Annotated in this window: 20 protein-coding genes and 1 pseudogene; 10 read left to right on the plus strand and 11 right to left on the minus strand. The window is 61.5% G+C overall.

The annotated features are described in order from the left end of the window. Positions 1 to 79 precede the first annotated feature (79 nt). Positions 80 to 685 (plus strand): TetR/AcrR family transcriptional regulator, encoded by a 606-nt coding sequence (locus DMB86_RS13095; protein WP_113718204.1) that lies wholly within the window; start codon positions 80 to 82, stop codon positions 683 to 685. Here DMB86_RS13095 and DMB86_RS13100 read toward each other — a convergent pair. Further along, positions 678 to 1604, minus strand: coding sequence for a LysR family transcriptional regulator (locus tag DMB86_RS13100; RefSeq protein ID WP_113718205.1), 927 nt, complete (start codon positions 1602 to 1604; stop codon positions 678 to 680). The genes DMB86_RS13095 and DMB86_RS13100 overlap by 8 nt on opposite strands. A 155-nt stretch (positions 1605 to 1759) precedes the next feature. Between DMB86_RS13100 and DMB86_RS13105 the strand changes: the two genes are divergently transcribed. The 6 genes from DMB86_RS13105 to DMB86_RS13130 all read left to right on the plus strand — a co-directional run bounded on the left by DMB86_RS13105 (position 1760) and on the right by DMB86_RS13130 (position 8001). Continuing rightward, on the plus strand, positions 1760 to 2173 hold the full coding sequence (locus DMB86_RS13105) for a RidA family protein (RefSeq protein ID WP_110502705.1): 414 nt from the start codon (positions 1760 to 1762) through the stop codon (positions 2171 to 2173). 2 nt (positions 2174 to 2175) lie between these two features. Next, on the plus strand, positions 2176 to 2847 hold the full coding sequence (locus DMB86_RS13110; RefSeq protein ID WP_113718206.1) for a DUF1028 domain-containing protein: 672 nt from the start codon (positions 2176 to 2178) through the stop codon (positions 2845 to 2847). Beyond that, positions 2837 to 4027 (plus strand): M20 family metallopeptidase, encoded by a 1191-nt coding sequence (locus DMB86_RS13115; RefSeq protein ID WP_113718207.1) that lies wholly within the window; start codon positions 2837 to 2839, stop codon positions 4025 to 4027. Before DMB86_RS13110 ends, DMB86_RS13115 begins: the two co-directional genes overlap by 11 nt. Continuing rightward, on the plus strand, positions 4024 to 5496 hold the full coding sequence (locus DMB86_RS13120) for an aspartate ammonia-lyase (protein ID WP_418202275.1): 1473 nt from the start codon (positions 4024 to 4026) through the stop codon (positions 5494 to 5496). Before DMB86_RS13115 ends, DMB86_RS13120 begins: the two co-directional genes overlap by 4 nt. A gap of 274 nt (positions 5497 to 5770) precedes the next feature. Continuing rightward, positions 5771 to 7102 (plus strand): flavin-containing monooxygenase, encoded by a 1332-nt coding sequence (locus tag DMB86_RS13125; protein WP_113718208.1) that lies wholly within the window; start codon positions 5771 to 5773, stop codon positions 7100 to 7102. Positions 7103 to 7329: 227 nt separating this feature from the next. Then, complete coding sequence (locus DMB86_RS13130; RefSeq protein ID WP_171814488.1) at positions 7330 to 8001, plus strand: DUF5134 domain-containing protein; 672 nt, start codon at positions 7330 to 7332, stop codon at positions 7999 to 8001. A 487-nt stretch (positions 8002 to 8488) separates the two neighbouring features. Here DMB86_RS13130 and DMB86_RS13135 read toward each other — a convergent pair whose 3' ends face one another. The 7 genes from DMB86_RS13135 to DMB86_RS20625 form a co-directional block, all read right to left on the minus strand. Continuing rightward, positions 8489 to 9790 (minus strand): ISL3 family transposase, encoded by a 1302-nt coding sequence (locus DMB86_RS13135; protein ID WP_113718210.1) that lies wholly within the window; start codon positions 9788 to 9790, stop codon positions 8489 to 8491. Positions 9791 to 10680: 890 nt separating this feature from the next. Beyond that, positions 10681 to 11316 (minus strand): hypothetical protein, encoded by a 636-nt coding sequence (locus tag DMB86_RS20345; protein ID WP_129545533.1) that lies wholly within the window; start codon positions 11314 to 11316, stop codon positions 10681 to 10683. A gap of 76 nt (positions 11317 to 11392) precedes the next feature. Further along, positions 11393 to 12007, minus strand: a complete 615-nt coding sequence (locus tag DMB86_RS21645; RefSeq protein ID WP_418202276.1) for an 8-oxoguanine DNA glycosylase OGG fold protein — start codon at positions 12005 to 12007, stop codon at positions 11393 to 11395. 1046 nt (positions 12008 to 13053) lie between these two features. Beyond that, on the minus strand, positions 13054 to 13404 hold the full coding sequence (locus DMB86_RS20350; protein WP_129545534.1) for a hypothetical protein: 351 nt from the start codon (positions 13402 to 13404) through the stop codon (positions 13054 to 13056). Further along, a complete protein-coding gene (drmB, locus tag DMB86_RS21050; RefSeq protein WP_236783334.1) occupies positions 13388 to 14140 on the minus strand; it encodes a DUF1998 domain-containing protein in 753 nt (250 codons plus the stop codon). The genes DMB86_RS20350 and drmB overlap by 17 nt, the downstream gene beginning before the upstream one ends. Before the next feature lie 7 nt (positions 14141 to 14147). Then, a complete protein-coding gene (locus DMB86_RS21055; protein ID WP_227878365.1) occupies positions 14148 to 14582 on the minus strand; it encodes a hypothetical protein in 435 nt (144 codons plus the stop codon). A gap of 810 nt (positions 14583 to 15392) precedes the next feature. After that, on the minus strand, positions 15393 to 15584 hold the full coding sequence (locus DMB86_RS20625) for a hypothetical protein (RefSeq protein WP_171814489.1): 192 nt from the start codon (positions 15582 to 15584) through the stop codon (positions 15393 to 15395). Between DMB86_RS20625 and DMB86_RS21650 the strand changes: the two genes are divergently transcribed. Continuing rightward, positions 15568 to 15702, plus strand: a complete 135-nt coding sequence (locus DMB86_RS21650; RefSeq protein WP_418202330.1) for a hypothetical protein — start codon at positions 15568 to 15570, stop codon at positions 15700 to 15702. The genes DMB86_RS20625 and DMB86_RS21650 overlap by 17 nt on opposite strands. A 240-nt stretch (positions 15703 to 15942) precedes the next feature. Beyond that, the gene (locus DMB86_RS13155) at positions 15943 to 16791 is read left to right on the plus strand and encodes an Ltp family lipoprotein (protein WP_227878366.1); all 849 of its coding nucleotides are present in this window, start codon (positions 15943 to 15945) and stop codon (positions 16789 to 16791) included. Between the two features lie 140 nt (positions 16792 to 16931). Here DMB86_RS13155 and DMB86_RS13160 read toward each other — a convergent pair. Beyond that, a pseudogene (locus DMB86_RS13160) lies at positions 16932 to 17432 on the minus strand (IS3 family transposase); the annotation flags it as partial. Positions 17433 to 18097: 665 nt separating this feature from the next. Here DMB86_RS13160 and DMB86_RS13170 point away from each other — a divergent pair. Further along, positions 18098 to 18694, plus strand: coding sequence for a nucleoside/nucleotide kinase family protein (locus tag DMB86_RS13170; protein WP_113718214.1), 597 nt, complete (start codon positions 18098 to 18100; stop codon positions 18692 to 18694). Positions 18695 to 19164: 470 nt separating this feature from the next. Here DMB86_RS13170 and DMB86_RS13180 read toward each other — a convergent pair whose 3' ends face one another. After that, on the minus strand, positions 19165 to 20850 hold the full coding sequence (locus tag DMB86_RS13180; protein WP_113718215.1) for an amidohydrolase: 1686 nt from the start codon (positions 20848 to 20850) through the stop codon (positions 19165 to 19167). Between the two features lies 1 nt (position 20851). Next, entirely contained in the window at positions 20852 to 23236 is a 2385-nt protein-coding gene (locus DMB86_RS21060; RefSeq protein ID WP_227878367.1) for a sodium:solute symporter family transporter, read from the minus strand. Positions 23237 to 23395: the final 159 nt, after the last annotated feature.

Consider the following 23395-nt stretch of genomic DNA (forward strand, 5'->3'; position numbering starts at 1 on the left):
AACCTCGCTGATACAGTGGCGGCGGGCAGGATCCTTGGATCCTGCCCGCCGCACGTCCCATTCCAGGAAGAAGAAACACATGCCCCGCTTGGTTGACCATGCCGAACGCCGCAGCTCCATCATTGAAACGACGTGGCAGGTCATTGCGGACCGGGGCATCGAAAACGCCAGCATGCGCGACATCGCCCGTGAATGCGGCTATGCTGCCCCAGGGGTCCTGGCCCACTACTTCCCCAACAAGACAGCCCTGCTGCTGGCTTCCTATGAACTGATCTGCCAGCGGACCAATGAGCGCATCGCCGCATCCACTGCGGGCAAACGCGGACTCACGGCCCTGCGATCACTGTGCATGGAGATTATTCCCGCCGAAGACCTGACCACTGTGGAGGCCAAGGTTGCCGTGTCCTTCTGGCAGCGGGCACAAAGTGATGAAGCCCTGCGCCAGGTGGGCCGGGGCGCCCTCTCGCATTGGCATGCGGAGATCATGGGCTGCCTGGCCGAGGCCCAGGCCGACACGCCGACAGGTAGACCGGCGGATCCGGACCTGTTTGCCGACGAACTGCTGAACACCATGATGGGACTGCACATCACGGCGATGCTTGATCCGTACGCCATGAGCGGCTCGCGCCAGCGCAGGCTGATCGAAACGATACTCCGTCGGCTCTGCGATCCTGACGCTAGCTAGGTGTCCGGGGCGCGGCGGCGGACAAGCCGGCCACCTGTTGCCGCACGGCCTGCGCCACCGCCCGGATTCGTGCCGTGGGACGTTGGGTGCGCAACCGGGCAATCACTGTCTGCAGTTCAGGTACATCTCCCTTGATGGCCACGGGCGCGACGGTACCGCCGTCGTAGGTGAAATCGTGCTGGGGGCGCTGGTGCAGGATGGAGTAACCGTGTCCGCTGGCCACAAAGGTGCGCACAGTCTCATAGCTGCCGGACTGAAAGCACACATTCGGCTCCACTCCGGCGTTGGTGAGGATTGAGAGCATCAGCTCCTTGGTGTGGGGAAGGTCCAGCAAAACAAACGGCTCGTTACGCATCTCCGTCAGCGCCACTTCCGCCCGGTGCGCAAAACGATGGGTTGACGGCAGCGCCAAATAGGGACGCGCAGCGTGCACGGCCGTGGCGGCGACATCATCCGGAAGCCCCAGGTCGTAGCACAACGCCACGTCCACCTGTCCGCCAAGCAGGGCCGCGGAGCAGCCCGCGGCATCGGCCTCAACCACCTCCAGCTCCAATTTCGGGTGGTCGGTCCGCAACCTGGCGAGCAGACCCGGCAACAGAAACGGCGCGAGAGTGCTAAAACATGCCAACCGCACGTTTCCGGCGATCGTGGTCTGCTCCCCCCGGGCGTGCTCAACCGCTTCTTCCACATGGGCGAGAACAGCCTGGGCGTCACGCAGGAACAACTCACCGGCAGGTGTCAGCACCAAGCCCTTGGACCGTTGGCGGATGAAGAACTGGGAGCCGATCTGGCGTTCGAGCTGGGCGACCGCACTGGACACCGCCGATTGGGCAACGTTCAAGCGCTCGGCGGCGCCGGTCATCGACAGCCGTGCGGCGGCCTCACTGAAATACCTCAGCTGGGTGAGCGTGACATCCATGCACCGAGCCTACGGCATTGCATCTGCAAAACAGATGATTTAGTTCGGAAAAAACTGTTCGACAGATTTGGACGACCGTTGGAAGCTGGAAGCATACGCCGGTTTGAACCGGCTGGTTCCTTCCAGACCACATTGCCACAGCTAAGGACGATCCCATGAAACACACCCGCATCCGTGCCTTCAACACCAAGGACACCTACCCGGAACAGAACCTGGACAACGATCTTTGCCAGGCCGTCGTCGCCGGCGGCGTGGTCTACCTGCGGGGCCAGATCGGACAGGACCTGGACACCCGCGAGTCCGTGGGCATAGGAGATGTGGAGGCGCAAGCCGAAAAGGCCATGGCCAACATCAAGATGCTGCTCGAGGAGGCAGGCGGCACACTGGAGGACATTGTCAAGGTGACCGTCTACCTCATCGACCCGCGTTACCGCGAGGCCGTGTACCGGACCATGGGGCGCTGGCTCAAGGGCGTGTTCCCCGTCTCCACCGGCTTGGTCGTCACTGCGCTGGCCCGTCCCGAATGGCTCGTTGAAATCGATGCCACCGCCGTCCTTTCGCAGGAGTGAACATGACTTTCTCCATTCTCGGCACCGACGGCAACGGTCGATTTGGCATGGCTGTTTCATCATCCTCCCCGGCCGTGGCGGCGAGGTGCGTCCACCTGCGCGACGGCGTGGGGGCCGTCAGCTCCCAAAACATCACCGACCCGCGGCTGGGCAGCACCCTGCTTGACCGCCTGGAATCCGGCGACAACGCCCAGCAGGCCCTGGACGCCGTGGTCGCCACGGCCGCAAACATTGATTTCCGCCAACTCGTGGTGCTCGACTCCTGCGGAGGTTCGGCCGTCTACAACGGTTCCAGGACCCTGGGGGTCTTCGGGCAGGGCAGCGGCCCGTCCTGTGTGGCTGCCGGCAACATGCTGGCGGACGCCGGGGTGCTGCAGGCTGCCTGTGACGCATTTGGGGCCGCCAACGGCGAACTTGAAGGGCGGCTCCTGACAGGGCTGAACGGGGCCATGTCGGCAGGCGGCGAAGCAGGGCCCGTGCACTCCGCAGGGCTGTCGGTGGTTTCCGGTCACGGATGGCGCGACACGGACTTGCGCGTCGACTGGCACGATGATCCGATTGCCGAGCTGGGCAGGGTGCTCGAGGTCTGGATGCCGCAGCGCGATGCCTACGTGACCCGCGGGCTGGATCCGCGCGTCTCCGAGGGCTACGGGGTGCCCGGCGATGAGCGATAGTCTCCCCCCGGGATCGGTACCCTTCCGCGCCGGCCCCGAAACGGCAACCGAGCGCGTCCTTAACTCCGTCCGGGCCGAACACCCCGCCCTGGTGGCCTACTCCGAGACCCTCCATGCCAATCCCGAACTCGGCTGGGAAGAACACCGGGCAGCGGCCTGGACCGCCGAGTTCCTGGAAGCCCGCGGCTTCGCCGTCGAACGTGGCTACCTCGGATTCCCGACCGCCATTCGGGCCATACTGGGCACCGGCAGCCGGAGGATCGGCCTCATGGCCGAATACGATGCTCTCCCCGGGCTCGGGCACGCCTGTGGACACAACATCATTTCCGCTGCATCTGTCGGTGCAGCGTGTGCACTGGCCGGTTTCGCCGCCGAATACGACCTAAGCGTCGAGCTCTACGGAACCCCTGCCGAGGAAGGCGGCGGCGGCAAGATCGAATTGCTCAAGCGAGGGGCCTTTGTGGGCCTGGACCTTGCCATGATGGTTCATCCCAGCCCCGTCGACTCGGCAGTGGCGAACCCCTTTGCCGTCGCCCACCAGCACGTGGAATACCGCGGCAAGTCCGCCCACGCAGCCGCCTACCCAGACCAAGGAGTCAACGCCAACGACGCCTTTCTGATAGCACAGATGGCCATAGGGCTGCTGCGCCAGCAGCTGCCGAAGGAAACCCGTGTCCACGGGATACAGACTCGCGGCGGAGAGGCACCCAACGCGATCCCGGAAACCACCCAAGGCCGCTGGTACGTCCGGGCCGAAACCCTCGCCGAGCTGGGGCCGCTGAACGAGCGCGTGAACAAGTGCTTTGAGGCGGGCGCCCTGGCCACCGGCTGCGAACTGGAGATCACCGCCGAATCTGAACCGTACTCCGAGTTTCGTACCGATGAACGGGCCCTGGGCATCTACACACGGCATGCCATGGCACTGGGGCGCTCCTTCGACGCCCCGCCAGAGCATGCCACCATGAACCGTGCCTCCACCGACATGGGCAACGTCTCGCAGATCGTCCCGGCGATCCACCCCTATATCGGCCTTGGATGTTTCCCTGCAGCCAACCACCAGCCAGAATTCGCCGCCCACTGCATCGGCGACGCAGCCAACCTGGCCATACACGACGGGGCAGTCGCCCTGGCACTTACCGCACTGGACTACGTCAGGGTCCCCGGAGCCGGCAAGAAATGAGTGAACAGAACATGGACCACCAAACATTGGCCGCCACCGACGAGGCGGGTCAGACGGGCGCGCCGGTCCGCCTCGAGCGGGACTCCCTGGGCGAGCGCGAGGTCCCGGCAGGCGCCTACTGGGGCATCAGCACACTGCGCGCCGTCGAGAACTTTCCCATCAGCGGACGCCCGGTGGGCAGCATGCGCTCGCTCCTCTGGGCCTTTGGGTCGGTCAAATGTGCGGCCGCCAGGGCCAACACCGCCCTTGGCCTTCTCGACGCAGAGCGCGGGCTGGCCATCGAGGTGGCCGCGCTGGAAGTCCGCGACGGGGTCTTCGACACAGAATTCCCCGTCGACCGGATCCAGGGCGGGGCCGGCACCAGCACCAACATGAACGTCAACGAAGTCATTGCCAACCGCGCACTGGAGATCCTCGGCTTCGAAAAGGGCGATTACGCCCAACTCGATCCCATCGACCATGTCAACCGCGGCCAAAGCACCAATGACACCTATCCCACGGCGGTCAAGATCTCACTTCAGTCAGCGCTCCTGGACTACTGCCGCGAACACCAGCTGCTGATCAATTCCTTCGCTGCCAAGGGCAGCCAGTTCGCAGGTATCGTCAAGGTCGGGCGGACCCAGCTCCAAGATGCCGTCCCCATGACCCTTGGGCAGGAATTCGGCGCGTTCGCCGAGACGCTGCGTGAGGACCTGGCTCGGATGAACGAACTCAGCCCCCATCTCAAAGAGATCAACCTCGGGGCGACCGCCATAGGCACAGGCATCACCGCCCATCCGGAATACCGATCGCGCGTCACGCTCGAACTGAATGGGCTGACGGGCCTCGGGCTGGTCTCCGCCCACGACCTGGTCGAGGCGACATCCGACACCGGGGTGTTCATGCTGCTTTCCGGCGTACTCAAGCGTTCAGCGGTCAAGCTCTCAAAGATCTGCAACGACCTGCGTCTGCTCTCCTCCGGACCACAATCGGGCTTCAACGAAATTTTCCTGCCCGCCGTTCAAGCCGGATCATCCATCATGCCGGGAAAGGTAAACCCGGTGATTCCGGAAGTCGTCAATCAGGTGGCGTTCAAGGTGGTGGGCGCCGACGCAACAGTCACCATGGCCGTGGAGGCGGGACAACTGCAATTAAACGCGTTCGAGCCGGTCATGGCCGACTGCCTGCTCGAATCCATGGAGTGGTTGACCTCAGCGTGCCGGACGCTGCGCACCAAGTGTGTTGATGGAATCGAGGCCAATGAGCCCGTGTTGGCCCGACGCATGGCCGAATCCGTCAGCATCGTCACCGGGATGGCACCATTCATCGGCTACACACACGCCGCCGCGCTGGCCAAGGAATCCTTGGCCACCGGCCGCGGCATCAGGGAACTCGTGATCGCGCAAGGACTCCTTGAGGCGGACCGCCTCGATGCCCTGCTCTCGCCCTCCGCCCTGGCAGGGTTTCCAGTCCCGACCCCTACGCACTAACGCAAAGCCACTTGAGGGGCCCCGATGGCGCATCACCTGGCGTCATCGATTTCCCGTCGACACGGTGGTGGCGATGGCAGTGGGTCGACGGCGCCAATCTGCATCTGAATAATCGATGCGATTGACCGCTAACGAATGTTTGAAAGATGAATGAAAATACGGTTTTGTAAAGGTATTCCGATGGACGAAAAACCTCCCCGCCGGGGAGCCACCCCCAGCACCCACAGGTGCATCGTCACGTTGGAGCAGACTATCTACAGCAATGGAGGTTGACATGTCGAAGCAAGAGACCGAAGTCGTAATCGTCGGCGCGGGCCAGGCGGGAGTGGCAATGAGCGAGCACCTAAGTGCCCGAGGCATCCCCCATCTCGTTCTGGAACGGGACCGTATTGCCGAACGGTGGCGCACCGGACGGTGGGACTCCCTGGTGGCCAACGGTCCCGCCTGGCACGATCGCTTTCCCGGCCTGGAATTTGACGATGTCGACCCCGAAGGGTTCGCTCCCAAGGAACGGGTGGCGGACTACTTCGCGGCCTACGCCGAAAAGTTCGACGCTCCCATCCATTGCGGCGTCGAGGTCAAGAAGGTGCGCAGGAACGCCGACAGACCCGGCTTCCAGGTGGACACATCCGAAGGCACCATCAACGCCCGCTACGTTGTCGCCGCAACGGGGCCGTTCCAGAAACCCGTGATTCCCGCAGTCGTTGACGCAGACACAGGACCGCTGCAGATGCACTCCAGCTCCTACCGAAACCCGCAGCAGCTTCCCGAGGGCGGGGTGCTGGTCGTGGGCGCCGGATCATCGGGAGTGCAGATCGCCGAGGAACTGCGGCGGTCAGGGCGGCAGGTGTTCCTCTCCGTCGGTCCGCATGATCGTCCCCCGCGGCACTACCGCGGCCAGGACTTCTGCTGGTGGCTTGGCGTCCTGGACAAATGGTCTGCGGTCGCACCCCCCCGGGGCGCAGAACACGTCACCATAGCCGTCAGTGGCGCCAACGGCGGGCACACAGTGGACTTCCGTGCCCTCGCCGCAAACGGCATCAGGCTCGTAGGCCGGACCAATTCGTATGACCACGGGACCATGCACTTCGCATCGGACCTTGCACGCAACATCGCCAACGGTGATGCGAACTACTTGTCAGTACTCGATGAGGCCGATGCATACATCGCGCGCAACGGCCTGGATTTCCCGGAAGAACCCCTCGCCCGGGATCTTGGCGCCGATCCTCAGGATGTAACGGACCCGATCAGTGAGCTCGATCTCGCTGGCGCCGGCGTTACGACGATCATTTGGGCAACCGGCTTTGCGGTCGACTACAGCTGGCTCGACGTCGACGTCGTTGACGACAACGGCCGCCCCCGCCACCAGCGAGGCGTGTCCCCGGAGAGCGGCATTTACTTCCTGGGACTGCCGTGGCAGTCTCACCGTGGATCTAGCTTCATCTGGGGCGTATGGCATGACGCCAAATACCTGGCTGAGCAAATCGCGATTCAACGCGGCTACCTTGCCCACCTTGGTGCCCAACAACGCAACGAACACCACGCCGCCCAGGACAGCACCATCGATTTCCTTGAGGAAAAACTCGCAGACATGCAATCGGTGTAAGAGCCGGGATGGTCAGCCGCATCCTCAACGGCATCGGAGAACTCCCAACGGTTCCGGACCCCAAGGACTTCGCGATACTTCCGGGACACCGGATGAAGAGGACATCTTGGACGACCTGAACCTGAGTGTGAAAAGGATCAATCCTTCACAAGAGGTCCCCTATGCTGCTCTCCAAAGCAGCATCGGGGACCTTTCCCGCACTTCACCCCCAACCCCGTAGAGGAAGCGTGATCCACGTGTTGAATATCCCGGCAATTACCTGGACCCTCACGGCCCTGCTTCTCCTCAGCGGCAGCTACCACCTCCGGCAGGCCGCCAGGTCTCCCCGACGCACGGAACAGATCAATAACAGCATCCATGCCCTTATGCACATCCTGATGGCCGCCATGTTATGGCAGCTGGCCCCTTCGACCGTGCTGGCTCAAATCACGGTCCTCACCGGCGCGGCACTATGGTTCATCATCCAGGCAGTCGCCCGGCCCGAATTCAAAATCCTATGCTCGAAAGGCCCAGGCCGACTCAAATGCTTCTACCACAGCCTGAGCATGGCCGGTGCCGCAACGATGATCGCCATGATGGGACAAATGTCCACCGGAACAGGAAGGGCTCCTACCGACGCAATGGCCGGAATGTCCATGTATCACGGCAATCACGCAATGACAGGCCCAGCCAAAACTACACCCACAACAATCGGCCACTCCCCTAACCTGGCCATCCTGTTAACAGCAGTCTTCACAGCAGCAGCCATCACTTTCATCATCCTGCTACTCCGAACCCGGGCCACACAAACCACCCACTACAACACGGCCGCGCCAAAAATCTCCAAACGCGCAGATCACGCACTAGAAGCACTCGGTGCCGCCGTCATGGCCCTCATGTTCGCCACCATGATGGCATAAAAACTGTGTCACCGGACGCGCGCCACCGAACCAGCCTCAGTGACGGCCAGATTGACGGCGGGACTGTAGACACAGGCTGCGGACCGTCGGCATTCGGCCCAACATTGCAGGTGAATCGAGGGGAATTTCAAGGGATCCGCTTACCCCGTCACCGACTTTGCATAACCTCTGGATTCCCGTGCGGGACATGGAAACCATCACTTCCAGTTTGAGTTAACCGTCGCTCTGATCCAAATAATCATCATGTCCGAACTCGTGCCCCCGGCACTGACACTGGCGACGTCCCGCGCTCGAGACCATCCGCCGGTACTCTGCCCCTGCCCCTAATCCCAGCGTAAAGTGGTATTCACGGGCGGTAACCTGCAGTGCCCCGAAGGGGGTCACTGATGAACTTGCTTTCGACTATACCGGCAGCCCTAATCCGCGATGACGTCGCCAGTCGCCAAGAAACACCCATCTTTTTCGGCTCTCCTGACGTATCCGTGGGTTAGTTTCGGCCCGGGAGGACGGGTTTGTGGCCTCCCAAGCTGAGCATGGCTAGGGCGATCAGTGCCTCGGGTTTCTTGAAGCCGAAGGCGATGCGGGTGATGAGCCTGATCTTGGTGTTCATGGATTCGATGCGGCCATTGGAGAGTCCGTGTTCGATGGCGGCCAGGATGTTGGGACGCTGGTCGACGATGGTTCGTTGTAGTTTCACGAAGGCGGGGAGCTGGGACCGCCGGGCCCAGGAAATCCAGGAATCGAGTGCTTCGTCGGCATCTTCCAGCGGTAGTTTGAAGATGGTCCGCAGGGCTTCCTTGAGGAAGTAGGCGCGAGCCAGATCCGGATTGGTTTGCACGATCCAGGCGAGTTTGGTTTGTTGTCGTTCGGTGAGGTCTTCCGGGTTTTTCCAGAGCGCGTAGCGGGAGTTTTTCAACCCTGCTGCCCGGGCGCTGTCGGGCCGTGGCGGGGCGTCTTGGGGAGGGCGTCCCCGACCCCGGTAGGGTTCGTTGGCGCGGGCGGCTTTACGGGCCTCATTCCAGGCGCCACGGCGGACGTTATCGAGGGCATCGGTGGCCCATGAAACGACGTGGAACGGGTCCGCGCAGCGGACCGCGTGGGGGCATTTAGCGGCAACAACGTGGGCAATCCAGCTGGCCCCATCAGCGGAAACATGGGTGATCTGCGCGGATCGTTCGGCGCCGAGGGCGTCGAAGAACTTGCTCAGCGTCGCGATATCCCGGCCCGGGCAGGCCCACACCAGCCGGCCAGTGTCGTGGTCAACGACGATGGTCAAATATTTATGTCCGCGCTTGTAGGAGATCTCGTCAATACCGATCCTGGAGAGGTTCGCGAACGGGTCAAAGGTCGCGGCAGTGTCAGCCCAGACCCGGGTGATGATCGCCCCGACGGTCCGCCAAGCGATCCGCATCAATTCGGTGATCGCGGTCTTCGAGGTTTGGGTTGCCAACCAGGCGACCTGGGCATCAAAAGCCAGGGTGTGTCCGGCCTGGTGTCGGGCCCAGGGAACGGCCGCTACGACCACGCCGTGCTCCCGGCACCTCACCCTTGGTGCGTCGGCTTCCAGGACCGCCGGGACCGTGCCGAGATCCAGGGCCCGCCAGCGGCGCCGTCCTTCACCCTGATCATATTTCGGGCACCGCCGCCGACACACACCACACCGACGCGCACTGGCCGCGGAAGGCCTGACAGAAGCAATCAGAACCCCGGAGACACTGTCATAGTTGACGTCCTCCACGACCGTTTTTTCGACACCGAGCAGGGTTCGCCATAGTGTTGCATCTTGCACGCCGCTTTCCGATCTTCAGTTTCTTTTCTTAGACAGTCAGAAACCTAGACGGAAAGCGGCGTGTCCTCGTTAAGCCACGCCAAACGAACCCACGGAAGAGTCACAAGAGCCTCTTTTTCTCGTCTATTTCAACCGAAAACCACGGCAATTACTGACATGTCATAGGCGCCAACAACTCCGAAAGTTCCCGAGAATACACGATTATTGATAGACAGCGGCACCCCTCAGCATCCAGATGGTGAGATTCTCTTGGCCGCCGGTTCGAGTCCGGCCCGGGGCACCAATTATGGCCCTGACCTGCGGTTATGTCCAGTGGGTCGGGGCCATTTGGGAGCAACTCCCCTTTTACTCCCCCAATTCATCAATATTTTCTTTCACTTTCGCTCCCCCTTTTCAGCAAGTCAACTCCCCCCCTTTTGCCGCGAATTGGCGCCACTGGAAACGTTCAGATTGTCAAACCTGGACGATCGCGGATAAAGTCGGCGGCACTCAAACATCGGCGACAATGGACGCACATTTAATCTCAACGTTCAATGATTCGAAGGCGTCCTCCAGGAGAGGTGTCGCCTTGCCCGGCCGTCAATTACCAGAGCACGCCAGCATCCGCGCGACCAACCCCCGAGTGTGACTGAGAGGCTAGGCCGCGGACCTTGAGCTAGGTATCGGCGCAACCCCAGAACGACGAAGTCAACCCTGCCGTGACTTGAGAGATCAATCGGCTCTGCGGCGGCAAGCCGGGAGCGGAAGTTGGCCACGAGCTTCGATTTCGTCCTTAGGCGTACAACTATGACACCGTCTCTTGCAGCGAATTCACGGTTGCCTTCGCGGAGTCAATCCCCGTGACCCTCCAATGCGTTGTGCAGCGGCAGGTCAATCCCGTCGGTCCATAATTAGTATTTCCAAGCCCAGCCGTCCCCACCGGCAGGGTCGAAGACAATCGTTCCTGACGGCGTGGTGACATCCAGGATCACGATTCCTTTCAGCTTCTCACCCTTCCCGAAGTAGTCAGGAATGAGCCGGCCCCTGTCCTGCAGGCAGTTGTTCGCAGCACTCGTGTCCACGCTGTTCATGCGCGTGCCGTCAGGTTCGTAGCCCCGCCAATAGTGGGACCCGAAGCTTATTTGGCCATCGACTCCATTGACCTCCAACGGGCCGAAGAAATTTGCATCCGTGGAGATCTCAAGACCAATGGCAAGTGCCATACCGCTGGGCTCGACCCCCGACCTGTCACACTCAATAGGTGCGATGGACGTGACTTTGAAGTGCAGCGTGATACCTGTGTCGTCATAGCCCCAACTGGATTCTTGACCGATCTCTTTTATAAGTTCTCCACGAACGGTCACATCGCGTGTCGGCGTCGGCGATGCCGTCAGTGGCGCGGCGTCCGAGGTGGCCGGCACAACTGTGGTGGACGCAATTGCAGTCCGTACTGCCTCGGTTCGCACAGCCTCCGTAGACGCCGGAGAACATCCTGCCAACAGCAACGTCGCAGCGATCCCGACTGCCGTCATTTCATAAAGTTTCAATTTTCCCCGTTACGCAAGTGATGAACCTTCAGGATAGGTGACACCACCGACATCGCCGCCTAAACCAACATCAGCCCTATGTGCTCGACCGGAGTCGTCTGAAGAGGGTTATTTCTATCTCGTCGGCTCTGACGGGCCTTGCCCCGTCGAGCCGTTCGCCTGCATGGTCAGCCCAACGCTCAAGCAGTCCGCAGTACCGTTCGTATGTCTCTGGCCACCAGCCTGCAGTTGGCGATTGTGGCCAGGCGTCCTGACGCAAATTTTTTGAGACAACTTGATCCAAGATGACGTAGCGGGGGTTGGCCGCGCCGCCTTGGGCGAAGTAAAGGAATTTGGTGGAGAACGCTGGCCCGAACCACGGGATTCGTCCAGCGCCTCGATTGGTGATCAACGTTCCATAGGCCTCCCGAATGGGTGCTCCGTCCTGAACCAATGTCCAGGCTGCCACGAGAAGCTGCCCCGCTTTCTCCTGGTGAGCGACTAGTCCATCCAGCCGCTGGTGGAGCCGCGGAGCGCGAGTACCCAAGCCCCAAGCCAGGGAGTAGTAGAACAACTGCACGGCGTTCTCGACTGTCGGGATCTGATCTCCAAGATCGAATAAATCCTTGCGTGTCACCGATGTAAGTCCAGCGCCTGCGAGTTTCCCCCCCCGAACGGTGGCAATCCACGAGCCGCGAGAGCGCTTTTCCACCGGGCACCATCCACGGATACTGCGTGGCTCATTACAGCAGAGGAACCAGGCAATTTCGCGAAAATGTCATCGGGCAGGGGCGCATTTTCGATGATCATAAGCTGACTATACGATGGATGACTGACACTGCGGACCACGCCGACGTTTTGCGCAGCGATCAGTCGGAGGCTCAATCAGCCGAAGGTTCGATATTCCGCCCTGGTTGGCGGAAGGAACGATTGACCTGCGTCCGCCCCTCGCTCCTGCCAAATCCGGGATCGGCATGCTCAGCTCACTGCTATTCGACGGATCCTCCCGTGGCGCGCGGTTCGTCCAGAAGTGATTCGCGCGGTTCGCGCGTTCGCGCGGTTGATTGGCGAGTCCACCGACATCGACCAGCCCGCCTCCCTGGCGAAGGTAGTGCCACTGCAAGCGACTGGGCCTGCACATCGCGTCGCCTATCGACCGTCTGATATCTCGATGGCCCGGTCTCGTCGTATTTCGGCGAGTGCTGGTTCCATGGCCCATCCGCCCGTGGTTTCTGCCAAGTAGTCTGCCGCCAACGTTTTCCTAGACCGCGGGAGACTGGTCGAGGACCATTTGGCCGTGGCCGCGAGTCCGTTCGCCAGTTGATCTAGCCGAGACCTTATTTCCATTGTGAGCCGCGTCGTTTCCGCCGCCAACGGCCCGAGAGGAGCGCCAGTGCTAAATTGCGAGAACTGTCCCCGTTATCAGGATCAGGTGTGAGCCCCTTGGCCACCGCCAATCGCTTCCGGGGCGGTGCCGCCCGGAATGTGGGATCCATCAGCAGCTGGGTAATTATGTCTTCGGCCGACGACTTCCGAGCTGTCGAATTGTCCGCATTTTCCATCGAACAGTTTCGTTTGGAGCACCTCCCCTGGGGATAACCACCCTGCCACGTCATCGGCGCTCGGACCGCGTCCACCGGTATTGGCTTCGGCGTCTATACAGGCTCGGACCGAGACTCCAGGTCGCCTTGCGGCATCGTGGAGGGCAGTCCACATGCCAGAGGTCTTCTGGAAATTGAAGGTCGAGCACACTACCGACTATCGTGCGCCCTCGACCATCGACACCAAGGCTGTCGTCAATGCACTTGTTCCGAAGACGTGCCCGGGGGACGTCCATAGCGTTTCCACAGCACGTGTCGTGGACCGCGCACCCTCAATACCGCGGAGCACCGCCGCAACGAGCTCGCCGTCGAAGCGCAGGCCAGCTGCGCCAATAATCTGGGAGATTTCCGGCCGTTTGGCGACGTCGATTACTCCGACGGCCGAAGTCAGGCTTTCTCCATCTTCCAGTGCCTCGGCAACGAGGCCGGCTTCAGTTCCTGTAAGCAGGATTCCGAGCTGCCGGAATGCCTCTGAATTTGCAGAAGACCGATCAACTAAAGAAGCCAAGTCCCACCGACCCTGGCAGGTCGACCAGAAACCTGCGGTCTTGGGAGCGGTTGGCCCGTTCACAGGAGGTCTCGGAGGCCAGGGCACACGTGTGGCATGCAGCACCGTGCAGGAATTCTTCGGGATCTTTGGGAGTCCGATGCGCGCATACCGGGTCGGATGAGCACCGGAGAGCGCGTTCCAGTGCCCGGCTCATCACCCGTTCGAGGTTGTCGCGTGCACTCAGCTGGACCAGCCCGCCGAGCGTTCCGTCGGAGTCCGACGCCGTCGTCACGATCAGCAGCCCGGCGGCGGCAGGACGGTCTGCCTCGGGCTTCCATGCGTAGATGCGCTCGGATAGTGAGGCCGCCGAGTCACCAGCGTACATAGCCATCTCGCGGATGAGCACGTGGGCGAGGGTATGCATGAGCCAGTAGCGGGCGGGGCGGAAGCGGCTCTCAGGGTCGACGTCCTTGGCTGTGTCGGAGAATCGTGCCAGAAAGTTGCGTACGTGCGCGGAGCGATGGGCCTCCCACAGGTGGGTCTTCTCCACCGTCGCTTCCCAGTCGGCGATGGCCTTCTCATCAAGCTGCAGATAGATCCCCTCGCCTCGGTCTTCTGTCGCGACCGTCCATTTCGGACGGCCGCTACGGCTCAGGTGGACCAGGCGCTGGCCAATGTCGTTGGCGCGTTCCATCTCATCGATGCGGGTAAAGCCGAGGACCGCATTGACCTTGCGAAGCTTGTCAATGGCCATGACGCGGCTAACGTGCCTGGCAGTTAGATCGGCATGCACTCCTCCCGCAGTGGGGGCGACAGGACCAGACCGCTTTTCTCATCTGCCTTGTGCAGCTTGCCGAGGGATCGCGCAACAAGAAGTTCCATTCCGGCACGAGCAGCGAGATTGGATCGAAATTGCGTCGCTGTTCGGCAAGTTCCTCCTCCGATGGCGGTGGCTCCATCAGTTGAGCGATCGCTGCAGCCAGATGGTCATCTGAAAGTTCAGCAAGGGGAGAGTCTTCATCGTCCAGATATTCACGCCATTTGGCGAGATTGCTGCCGTATTTCTCAAGGCGTTTGACGCCAGCGGCGTTGAGAAGGTCGGCAGCCATCGTCGCATGAGTCTCGGAAGTGGCCTCCGGCATGACAACGATCGAGAGGCTGGCAGGGAACCAGAGGTTGGAGGCACTAAGCAGCATGAGCTTGGTCGCGTTAGGGCAGCCATTCTTGTCGAAGAGACCGAGGTGCGGGTGCCTACCACGGCAACGCGGGAGTTTCGAAGCTCCGGCTCCACCCTGGGCCTGGTTCATTGGGCGTTTCAGGCCACGGGCCCCGCACTCGATCATGGCCGAAGCACCTTTCCCTACTGAGCGGTCATGCATCGCAAGACTGGGGACTTCCACAGCCGTACACTTGGCACCCTCATGGACCCACCAGTTGTAGGGGAATTCGTCAAGGTGGCCGTCGGGGCAAGCGAGCAAATAGCGGGCCGGGACAGCGGGCCTTGGCCTTACGGCCCTTGTGGCCGGGACACTTCTCATGCTCGATTCGGGCTTGGTCAGGTCGATAGGGGTTGGTGTTGCGGTAGGAGAACCGGGTGAGCGGGGCGAGCATGTCGCAGTGGGTGCAGCGCAGCCACTGTGGGAACACGCGCGCAGGCACGCCAAGGTCGTCGCCTTCTCTACAATTTGACGACGGCTTCGGCGCCCACGGGAATGGCCGGAGCTCGGATAATTGCGGTCCAAGATGAACCTTGACGGCGTCCAACAGCCGCGGAGCATGAACCGTTGGCACTGAGCCTCTACGCGCCCATACCCGGTCCCGGTCGTCAAGGCCGGCGGGCATGATCGTAAATGACGGAAGGTCCATCGTGGCGCCGGGGCCATAGGTGTACAACAAGGACGACGGCCGCGCTGAACCGACCTTTGCTCGATTCTTGGTCGCCGCTTGAGAGTCGCCAAATTCCAAGTCACCAACCGGGTCCAAAGTCCCCCCCAGTTTCAAGAATTTCAGTCATTAGATTCTCCGTCCAGAGGAGGAGCAAGTACCCATTCCGGCTCTTCTTGAAGTTCCCACGACATGAGCTTCTCCTTCTTAGGGGTGACGAGCAGATTGATCTCCGGCTGCACCTCGCGCATCGAGTTCGCGACTGTGAACGGCGGGCTGTCAACTATGTTTGTAGCTATGGCAATCCTGTTCAACCCGCTTATCCCGATCTACGCGACAAGAGAGTTCTCGCAGCCGGTAGACATCGTCTCCGTCATACTGTACTGGGTAGCTGGCGTACGCTTGCGTGTCTCCAAGCCTGCAGCTCAGTAGCGCCACACTTTTTCGCCTCAAAGGCCCATAAGAACGCTGCCTGTAACATCTTTTTAGAACAAATCAATAACAATGTGTTCCAGTATTCAAAGTTGGCAAAATCTTAGTTAACAGTGCCAGTAGGCTGTGGACTGCAGAGGTTTACATCATCACAAATCATTATGGAAGGTCTCACGCCTGATGTCTTATCCCGCCCCTGGCCCCACCAGTAACTATCCCGGAAACCAGGACCCCGCACCTATGACTCCGCAGACCATGCCATATCCTTACCCGCTGGCAGGCAATCAGGGCGGGAAGAGCTTTATGGTCACCTGGCTCTTGGCACTCTTTCTGGGCGGATTGGGAATCGACAGGTTCTACCTGGGCAAGATCGGCACGGGAATCCTTAAGCTCATCACGTTTGGTGGATTTGGCATCTGGGTGTTGATCGACCTCATTCTGGTACTCACCGGGGTACAGCGAGATAAGGCAGGGCGCCCTCTCGTTGGCTACCACCAGCATAAGAAGATGGCCAGGATCGTCACCATTGCCATTTTTGCTATCGGCCTCTTGATCTCAGCGTTTTCCCCGAAGGGATCCGCCGTGGATGCGACACCCGTGCCGAGCGCAACGCAGGAGCAGGCTGCACCTACCACTGAGCCGTCCATCGCCCCAGTCGTAGCGCCTGCAGCAACCGTGGCTCCCAAGCCGGTAGAGACCGTTGCGCCTAAGCCAGCAGCGACCGTGGCAGCACCTGCACCCAAGCCGGTGGCACCCAAACCAGCCCCCAAGCCGGCACCGGCCGTTCCCACGGAATACTATTCAGCATTGAAGTCCGCCGGAAACTACTCAGATATGATGCACATGAGCAAGGCCGGCATCTACGACCAGCTGACATCCGCTTATGGAGATAAGTTTTCCCCAGCAGCTGCCCAATACGCTGTGGATAACCTCAAGGCTGACTACAACCAGAACGCCCTGGAATCAGCAAAGAACTACCAGGAATCAATGTCTATGTCTCCCGAGGCAATCCGTGATCAGCTTGTCAGCGACTACGGTGACAAATTCACACAGGCACAGGCTGACTACGCTGTCAGCCACTTGGGCTAATTCCCCAACAAAGAATCCCTCCGCAGCATCGTTATTGATGCTGCGGAGGGATTCTTTGTTTATGGGGTGGATCGAGAGCCAGCTACTCCCGCACTTCCAGGGAATGGGGTTCCCCGCAAGTAGTGGACACGTGATCCGTCTTACGCTGCTTGCGTGAGTGCTTTTTGGTTGTTGTTTTCCTGTTGCGTTTCCTGTTCGAATTCGACCGGTGGGACCATGCCCAGTGCCGTGTGCAGCCGGCGCCGGTTGTAGACGATCTCGATCCAGGGTGCGACCTCACGCCTGGCCTCGGCCCTTGTGTGCCAGATGCGGCGGTCGTAGAACTCAGCCTTGAGGGTCGACCAGAATGACTCGTTCATCGCACAGTCCCAGCAGACCCCGGTTCGCCCCATGGAAGAACGCATGCCCAGGTCCTTGACAAGGGTGCGGAATGAGGCGGAGGTGTAGACGCTGCCACGATCGCTGTGCCAGGTCGCGCCGGGGCGGACCAGGGTCGTTGCGGCTGCGTTGCGCAGGGCCGTTTCAACGAGTTCGGCACGCATGTGGTCTGCGATGGCCCATCCGACCACGCGTTTGGAATAGCAGTCGATCACGGTGGCCAGGTAGATGAATCCCTGCCACGTATGGATGTAGGTGATGTCCTATGCCGACCTCCGGACCATGCCGATGATTCGGTAATGGCGCAGGTCATTGATACTGCTGAGGTTCGAAAGGTCGGCATAGTCACAGGGATGTGAGCCAGGCCAGGATGTCGGGTTCTGGTTGGTATGTTCCGGGCTTGACGTTGGGTGGTCTGGTCTGGTCTATGGCGGCCTGCTTGATGGCCAAACGTGCTCCGCGCGCAGAGGCGGCGGCACTTCGATCGATAGAGTATGTGTACCGTCAGGAATCAGTCCCCACGGCGTCCTACATCACATACGCGAGTCTTCGTCGAACCCCGGGGCGACTCAGCGACTTATTTGAGGAGAGATGACAATAGTGGGAATCACCACCGGCGCCCTGGTCGCAGTCTTTGTCACCCTGTTCGTGGTCCTTGTCGCTCTGTACGTCGTCCGCCGAAGGAAGTGACCACTCGGCGGCCAAACCCCTCAGCCCGCGTTCACAACCTCACGGGGAATAACAGCTAGGGAAGCTGATTGTCCGGAAATTCACTACCGACAGTTTGACGACGATAGCGGGGGCGTCGCTGTCGTGGTCGTAATCGCTGCGAACTCGTTCTCGTTCTGGGCTCGATGGAGCGTCGAGTGCCCGCTGAGGGATCCGCTTGCGGACGCTGGCTAGGGGCCGCTTATAGGAAAATGACGATATGAGGCAGTTCATGCGACTACTGGCCACTGACATTCTCAGCGCCGTCGGTCCGGGGCTCCGATTAGTGGCCGTCGACGGCGTCGACGGCAGTGGCAAGACATCCTTCGCCGCAAACGTCGCATTCGAGATCCATAATCGACCCGTGATCGTCATCCACGCCGACGATTTTTTGAACCCCTCGCCCGTGAGGTATGCCAAGGGACGTACTTCACCCGAAGGATTCTGGGAGGATACCTACAACTACGCGGCCCTACAGGACCAGTTGCTCGCTCCACTCGGTCCAAATGGGGACGGCTGGTACTCGCTGGCTTCCTATGACGCAGCGACCGGTCGAATGAAACAAGCGGAAGTCGTTCGCGCCCCATCAGATGCGCTGGTCGTTGTAGAAGGTATGTTCCTGCACCGCGATGCAGTCACCTCCTACTGGGATGCATCGGTATTCCTGGATGTTCCGTTCGCCGTAACCGCGGCACGAATGGCAGTACGGAACGGCAGCAACCCCGACCCAGAGCACCCGGCGGGACCGGCTACCGGCCAACTACCACCGCACCGCCGGGGTCAGGTATTTCCACGGCTGCTACTCGATCGGCGATGACACGTTGTGGCGCGGGAACCGCGACCACAAAGGAACTGCCAACACGCTACAGGCCCTGCGCAGCATCCGCGCCGCCTGCCGGGACAGAGAGGATCTACATCATCTTGGACGTGGCTCTCGTCTCACACCGGGAAGCTGATCAGCCGGTGGGCGCAAAAGCACCACGTGAGTTGTGTTTCACCCCGACGTATTCCTTCTGGATCGATCCGATCGAAGCCGTTTCGGGCCCCTGCACCAGTTCACCATGGCCAACTCGAACCACCCCAACCGCACAGTGCAGAGCCGCAAACTCCAGGCCCACCTCCGGTGGCGCAACAACCACGCCCGCGCACCAGAAGCCCTAGACACCCAACGCCCTGAACGAGCCCGCATCCGCAGCGAAAAAGAACACCACTGGGGACGCCACTACAGCATTCAAACAGCCTGAGAAACACCACCGGACATTCCGGTCACAGCACTAGTCAACCTCGTTAGTCCAATCGGTCGTTCGTGAAGGTGCCACCGACAACGGTGGCGCGGACCTTGATGCCAGCGATTTCCTGCGTCGGAACGCTCAGCGGGGAATCGCTAAGGATCGCGAAGTCGGCGAGCATGCCAGGAGCGATGTTGCCCTTGGTTGCCCCGAAGCCGGTGGCCCGAGCGGCGACGCTGGTGTAGGCGGCGAGGGCTTGGTAGGCGGTGATCCGCTCGTCCGGGGAGCCGAAGATCTGCCCGCTGGCGGTGCGCCGGTCGACGTAAGCCTGGATGCCGGCAAGAACGTTGCCGTCGGCGACCGGACGGTCGGAGCTTCCGGGCATTAGGATGCCGGCGTCGATGAACGAGCGGGCGCGGTAGGCGTAGCGAGCGCGTTCGGTGCCGAGCGAGGCCGTCATGGCGTCGCCCATCGGAGCGAAGAAGCTCGATTGCGGGGTGACGGCGATGTCGGCGGCCTTAAGCTTGGGAAGGTGTTCGGGCCGGGTCAGCGAGGCGTGTTCGATCCGGTTGGGGATCGATGGCGGTCCGTACCGGCGCACGGCCTCGGTGAGGACGTCGAGGGCCAGATCGACGGCCCGGTCTCCTATGGCGTGCGCGGCGATGGACCACCCGGAGCGATAGGCGCCAAGGATGCGATCGCGCATCTGTCTGGGGTCAGCTTGGAAGTAGCCGCGGCGCCGGGCCTCGCGCGTCCCCTCCACACCAGCGATCGCAGGGCCGGCCGGTCCGTGCGCATGTCCGCAGTAATCCTCAGTCAGCGCAGCGGTCTCGCTGAACAGCGAACCGTCGAGGAATACCTTGGCAGGGCCGAGGGATAGGTACTCGTCGCCGAAGCCGGAGCAGATGCCCAGATCCAGGCCCAGCCCGAAGTCGTCGTCCGGATTGGCTGCCAGCGGGTGCAACATGTCCAGGGCGGGCATCAGCTGGGCGCGAGCATGCAGACTCCCGGCGGTTCGTGCCCGCTGGTAAGCGGCGAATTCGGCCGGGCTGTGCCCGATCCAGCCGCCACCGACACCGGCCTCCGTGAAGCTGGTGATGCCCTCCTGGGCATAACGGGTAGTGCCACGGTCAAGCGCTTCGACAATATCGGCCTGCGAGTAAGGCAGGATCAGGTTCTGGATCAACTGCTGTGCGTTTTCCTGCAGCAGGCCGGTGGGGTGGCCGGCGTCGTCGCGGCAGATCACGCCGCCGTCCGGATCAGGGAAGTCGGCAGCCAGCACGCCGGCCAGCCGCATCGACGCCGAGTTGGCCAGTGCCATGTGCCCGGAGGTGTGACGAATGTACAGGGGTCGGTCTCCGGTGAGACGGTCCATCACCGCCAGCTCGGGAAATGCGCCGCCGTGGTCACGGTGGTTGAAGCCGGTGGCACGTAACCACTGCCCGGCCGCGGTGCCTCCGGCGGCCTCCTCGAGCCGGCGGTACACTTCGTCGAGGCCGCGGGCGCTGGCCAGATCGATCTCGGCCAGACCCAATCCGAACCAGGTGGTGTGGCAATGCGAGTCATTGAATCCCGGCGTCACCGTAGCCCCGTTCAGGTCCCGGTGCTCCCGTGCACCCAGCCCACGAAGCTCATCGTCCAAGGCGACAATCCGGCCGTTGAGCACCCCGATGGTATGGGCCGCGGGCCGTGCCGGGTCCATGGTGATGACGTTTGCATTGCTTAGAATAAGGTCGATTTTCATATCAGGAGGCCGCCATGGGGTCGGAGAGAAGAGGCTCGACGGCAATTGCCACCGTCAAGAGGGTGAGGTCGGCATCCATCAGACTATCCAGGGTCAGGCCCACCGGCAGACCGTCCGTGGTGAAGCCGGCCGGAAGGGAGATCGAAGGGGTTCCGGCCACCGCCGACGGCGTGGCGTTGGCCACAATGGTGCGCAGCACATCGGCAGGTCGGCCGTTGTGGATGAAGGAGTCCTCCCGGCCGAGCAGCGGGGCGGTGGTGACCACGGACGGGTATATCACAGCCTGGATGCCGTTAGTTTGGAAAGCTTCCCGATAGCGGGAGCGCAGATCTTCGCGTGCTCCCAGCGCGGCGTTGTAGGCCTCGGTGGGCGTCGGCGCATTCACAATGTCCTGCAGGATGGCGCGGACGTCGGGCGATTCAACGGACTCGGCCAGTTGGCTCAAGGTGATGTGGTCGTCTGAGATGGCATTCAGGTATTCGCTGAGGCAGCGCTCGGTCTCGAAGTTCATGATCGCGAATCCGGCAGCTAGGGAATCGGCGCGCGGCGTGCCCATATCGACCTCGACTAGGGTGACGCCGGCATCCGCCAAGCGCTCGAGCGCAAGCTCAGTCAGCCGTGCCACCTCGGGATCGAGGTCCTCATAGAGATCCCGACGCGGGATGCCGAGGCGGATGTCTTGCGGGTTGAGGTCATGGGCCGAGGCCGGGCAATCGACCAGGACGCCGTCTACCTGCATCACATCCGCCACCGAACGGGCCAGGACGCCGATCGTGTCGCGGGTCCATGAGACCCGGATCAGGCCCTCGGAGCTGTAGCGGCCCACCGTCGGCCGGTATCCGACGATGCCGCAGAACGAGGCAGGAATACGCACCGACCCACCAGTATCGGTCCCAAGCGCGAACGGCACTGACCCTGTGGCGACGGCGACGGCACTGCCTCCGCTGGATCCTCCGGGGCTGCGCAACAAGTCGAACGGGTGTCGGACCGGGCCGAATGCCCCGTTGTTGCTGGTGACTCCGAGTGCAAGTTCGTGCAAATTACTCTTGCCCACCAGGTAAGCGCCGGCATCTAGCAGTTTCTGGACGACGGCCGCGTTGATACCCGGCCGGTGACCGCGCAGAAGTCCGGTGCCCGCCGTCGTCGGAAGATCCGCAGTTTCGATGTTGTCCTTGACTGCAAATGGCACGCCGGTCAACGCTCCGTCCGGGAGGGAAGTTCCCGGATCGGGCGGCCCTGCCAGCGTGATGTACGCGCCGCAGGTCTCGGCGTCATTGCGGACTGCCGCGGCGACGTCGGTCACTGCTCGCTGTGAATCGTCTCGAAAGCGCCGTTGGGCTTGCGCCAGGCTGGTGAGCATCAAAAATTCTCCAAGTAGGTTGCCGGATGACGGCCGCCGACGGGTCCGCCGACGGCCGATCCGGGAGGTCACACGGAATGGGCCGCAGCCACTTCGGCTACAGGGGCTGTGGCGCCCTTGTGCACAGCCCAGAGTCGCTCGATTCGATCCTCTTCCGCCTGGTCGCGGCCAAAGGCGTAGGAGCAGACCACGTAAGCGGCGACGTTGAGGAACAGCGCTGCCACCCCCGAGGTGAGTCCGCCCAGCCACGGAATGGAAACCGGGTAGAGCCACTGCAGGACCGCGGCGGTGGCGAAGCCGCTCACCATGCCGGCCACGGCGCCGATTGCGTTGCCACGCTTCCAGAAGATGCCGAAAAACAGAGTCGGGGCGAGCTGGACTATGCCCTGATAGGAAACCAAGGCCAGGGCGACGAGGCCCGTCGTCGTGTTGGCCGATGAGGTACGCGAAGATCCCCTGCACCATGTCGCTGATAATGATCCCGCGCATGCCGTATTTGACGGTCCAGATTTGGCGGAACACAATGACGCCGACGCTAATAATAACGGCGAAAAGTGGGCCGACCAGACCGAAGGAGAGGTACGAAAACACCAACGCCAACGACTGCATGCCCAAGATGATCCAAGGCAAGGTGGCGATGAGCCCGATGCTGGCCGCGACGACGCGAACCGCTCGCGAGTTATACCGCATGCCGAGTAGGTCGGCTTGGGTTCTGAGATCGAATTTCCGGCCCCACTCGTGGATTGGCTTAGCCAGCGGCACCATCAGCGCCACCGCCGCCAACGAATAGGCGACCAGATAGAAGCCGATGAGACCGGCGCTTGCCGCGAGCCCGGCGAAGGAGATAAAAACGGTCCCTGACATCCATGAGTTAGTGAAGGCCATGGTGCCGTAAAAGGAGCCAAAAGAGCGTCCGGCGGTCGCATATTCGCTGAAGGTTTTGTCCTTGTGTCTGGTGCGTTCCAAGACCACGATGATGAGCACTAAAAACAACACAATGCCGGTGTATCCGATGAGCATGTTCATAACGGGGCCTTCTGGTCAGTATTCATTATCAGGCCGGCATCTGAGCGGCCGTTGGATCCTCGGGAGCCGTGGTGACGGGTTCCTTCGTTGGGCCGGTCAGGGCGAGCTCGAGGGTCCGGAAGCGAGCGAATTGTGTTCTATCTCCATGATCTCAGGAGA

It is taken from the genome of Arthrobacter dokdonellae (assembly GCF_003268655.1).
GTDB classification, from domain to species: Bacteria; Actinomycetota; Actinomycetes; order Actinomycetales; family Micrococcaceae; genus Specibacter; species Specibacter dokdonellae.

Excerpts from the sequence above, each read along its gene's own strand:
- DMB86_RS13095 (WP_113718204.1), top strand. The coding sequence starts at position 80 with ATGCCCCGCTTGGTTGACCATGCCGAACGCCGCAGCTCCATCATTGAA.
- DMB86_RS13100 (WP_113718205.1), bottom strand. The coding sequence starts at position 1,604 with ATGGATGTCACGCTCACCCAGCTGAGGTATTTCAGTGAGGCCGCCGCA.
- DMB86_RS13105 (WP_110502705.1), top strand. The coding sequence starts at position 1,760 with ATGAAACACACCCGCATCCGTGCCTTCAACACCAAGGACACCTACCCG.
- DMB86_RS13110 (WP_113718206.1), top strand. The coding sequence starts at position 2,176 with ATGACTTTCTCCATTCTCGGCACCGACGGCAACGGTCGATTTGGCATG.
- DMB86_RS13115 (WP_113718207.1), top strand. The coding sequence starts at position 2,837 with ATGAGCGATAGTCTCCCCCCGGGATCGGTACCCTTCCGCGCCGGCCCC.
- DMB86_RS13120 (WP_418202275.1), top strand. The coding sequence starts at position 4,024 with ATGAGTGAACAGAACATGGACCACCAAACATTGGCCGCCACCGACGAG.
- DMB86_RS13125 (WP_113718208.1), top strand. The coding sequence starts at position 5,771 with ATGTCGAAGCAAGAGACCGAAGTCGTAATCGTCGGCGCGGGCCAGGCG.
- drmB (WP_236783334.1), bottom strand. The coding sequence starts at position 14,140 with ATGGCCATTGACAAGCTTCGCAAGGTCAATGCGGTCCTCGGCTTTACC.
- DMB86_RS21055 (WP_227878365.1), bottom strand. The coding sequence starts at position 14,582 with ATGCTGCTTAGTGCCTCCAACCTCTGGTTCCCTGCCAGCCTCTCGATC.
- DMB86_RS21650 (WP_418202330.1), top strand. The coding sequence starts at position 15,568 with ATGGCAATCCTGTTCAACCCGCTTATCCCGATCTACGCGACAAGAGAG.
- DMB86_RS13155 (WP_227878366.1), top strand. The coding sequence starts at position 15,943 with ATGACTCCGCAGACCATGCCATATCCTTACCCGCTGGCAGGCAATCAG.
- DMB86_RS13170 (WP_113718214.1), top strand. The coding sequence starts at position 18,098 with ATGAGGCAGTTCATGCGACTACTGGCCACTGACATTCTCAGCGCCGTC.
- DMB86_RS13180 (WP_113718215.1), bottom strand. The coding sequence starts at position 20,850 with ATGAAAATCGACCTTATTCTAAGCAATGCAAACGTCATCACCATGGAC.
- DMB86_RS21060 (WP_227878367.1), bottom strand. The coding sequence starts at position 23,236 with ATGAACATGCTCATCGGATACACCGGCATTGTGTTGTTTTTAGTGCTC.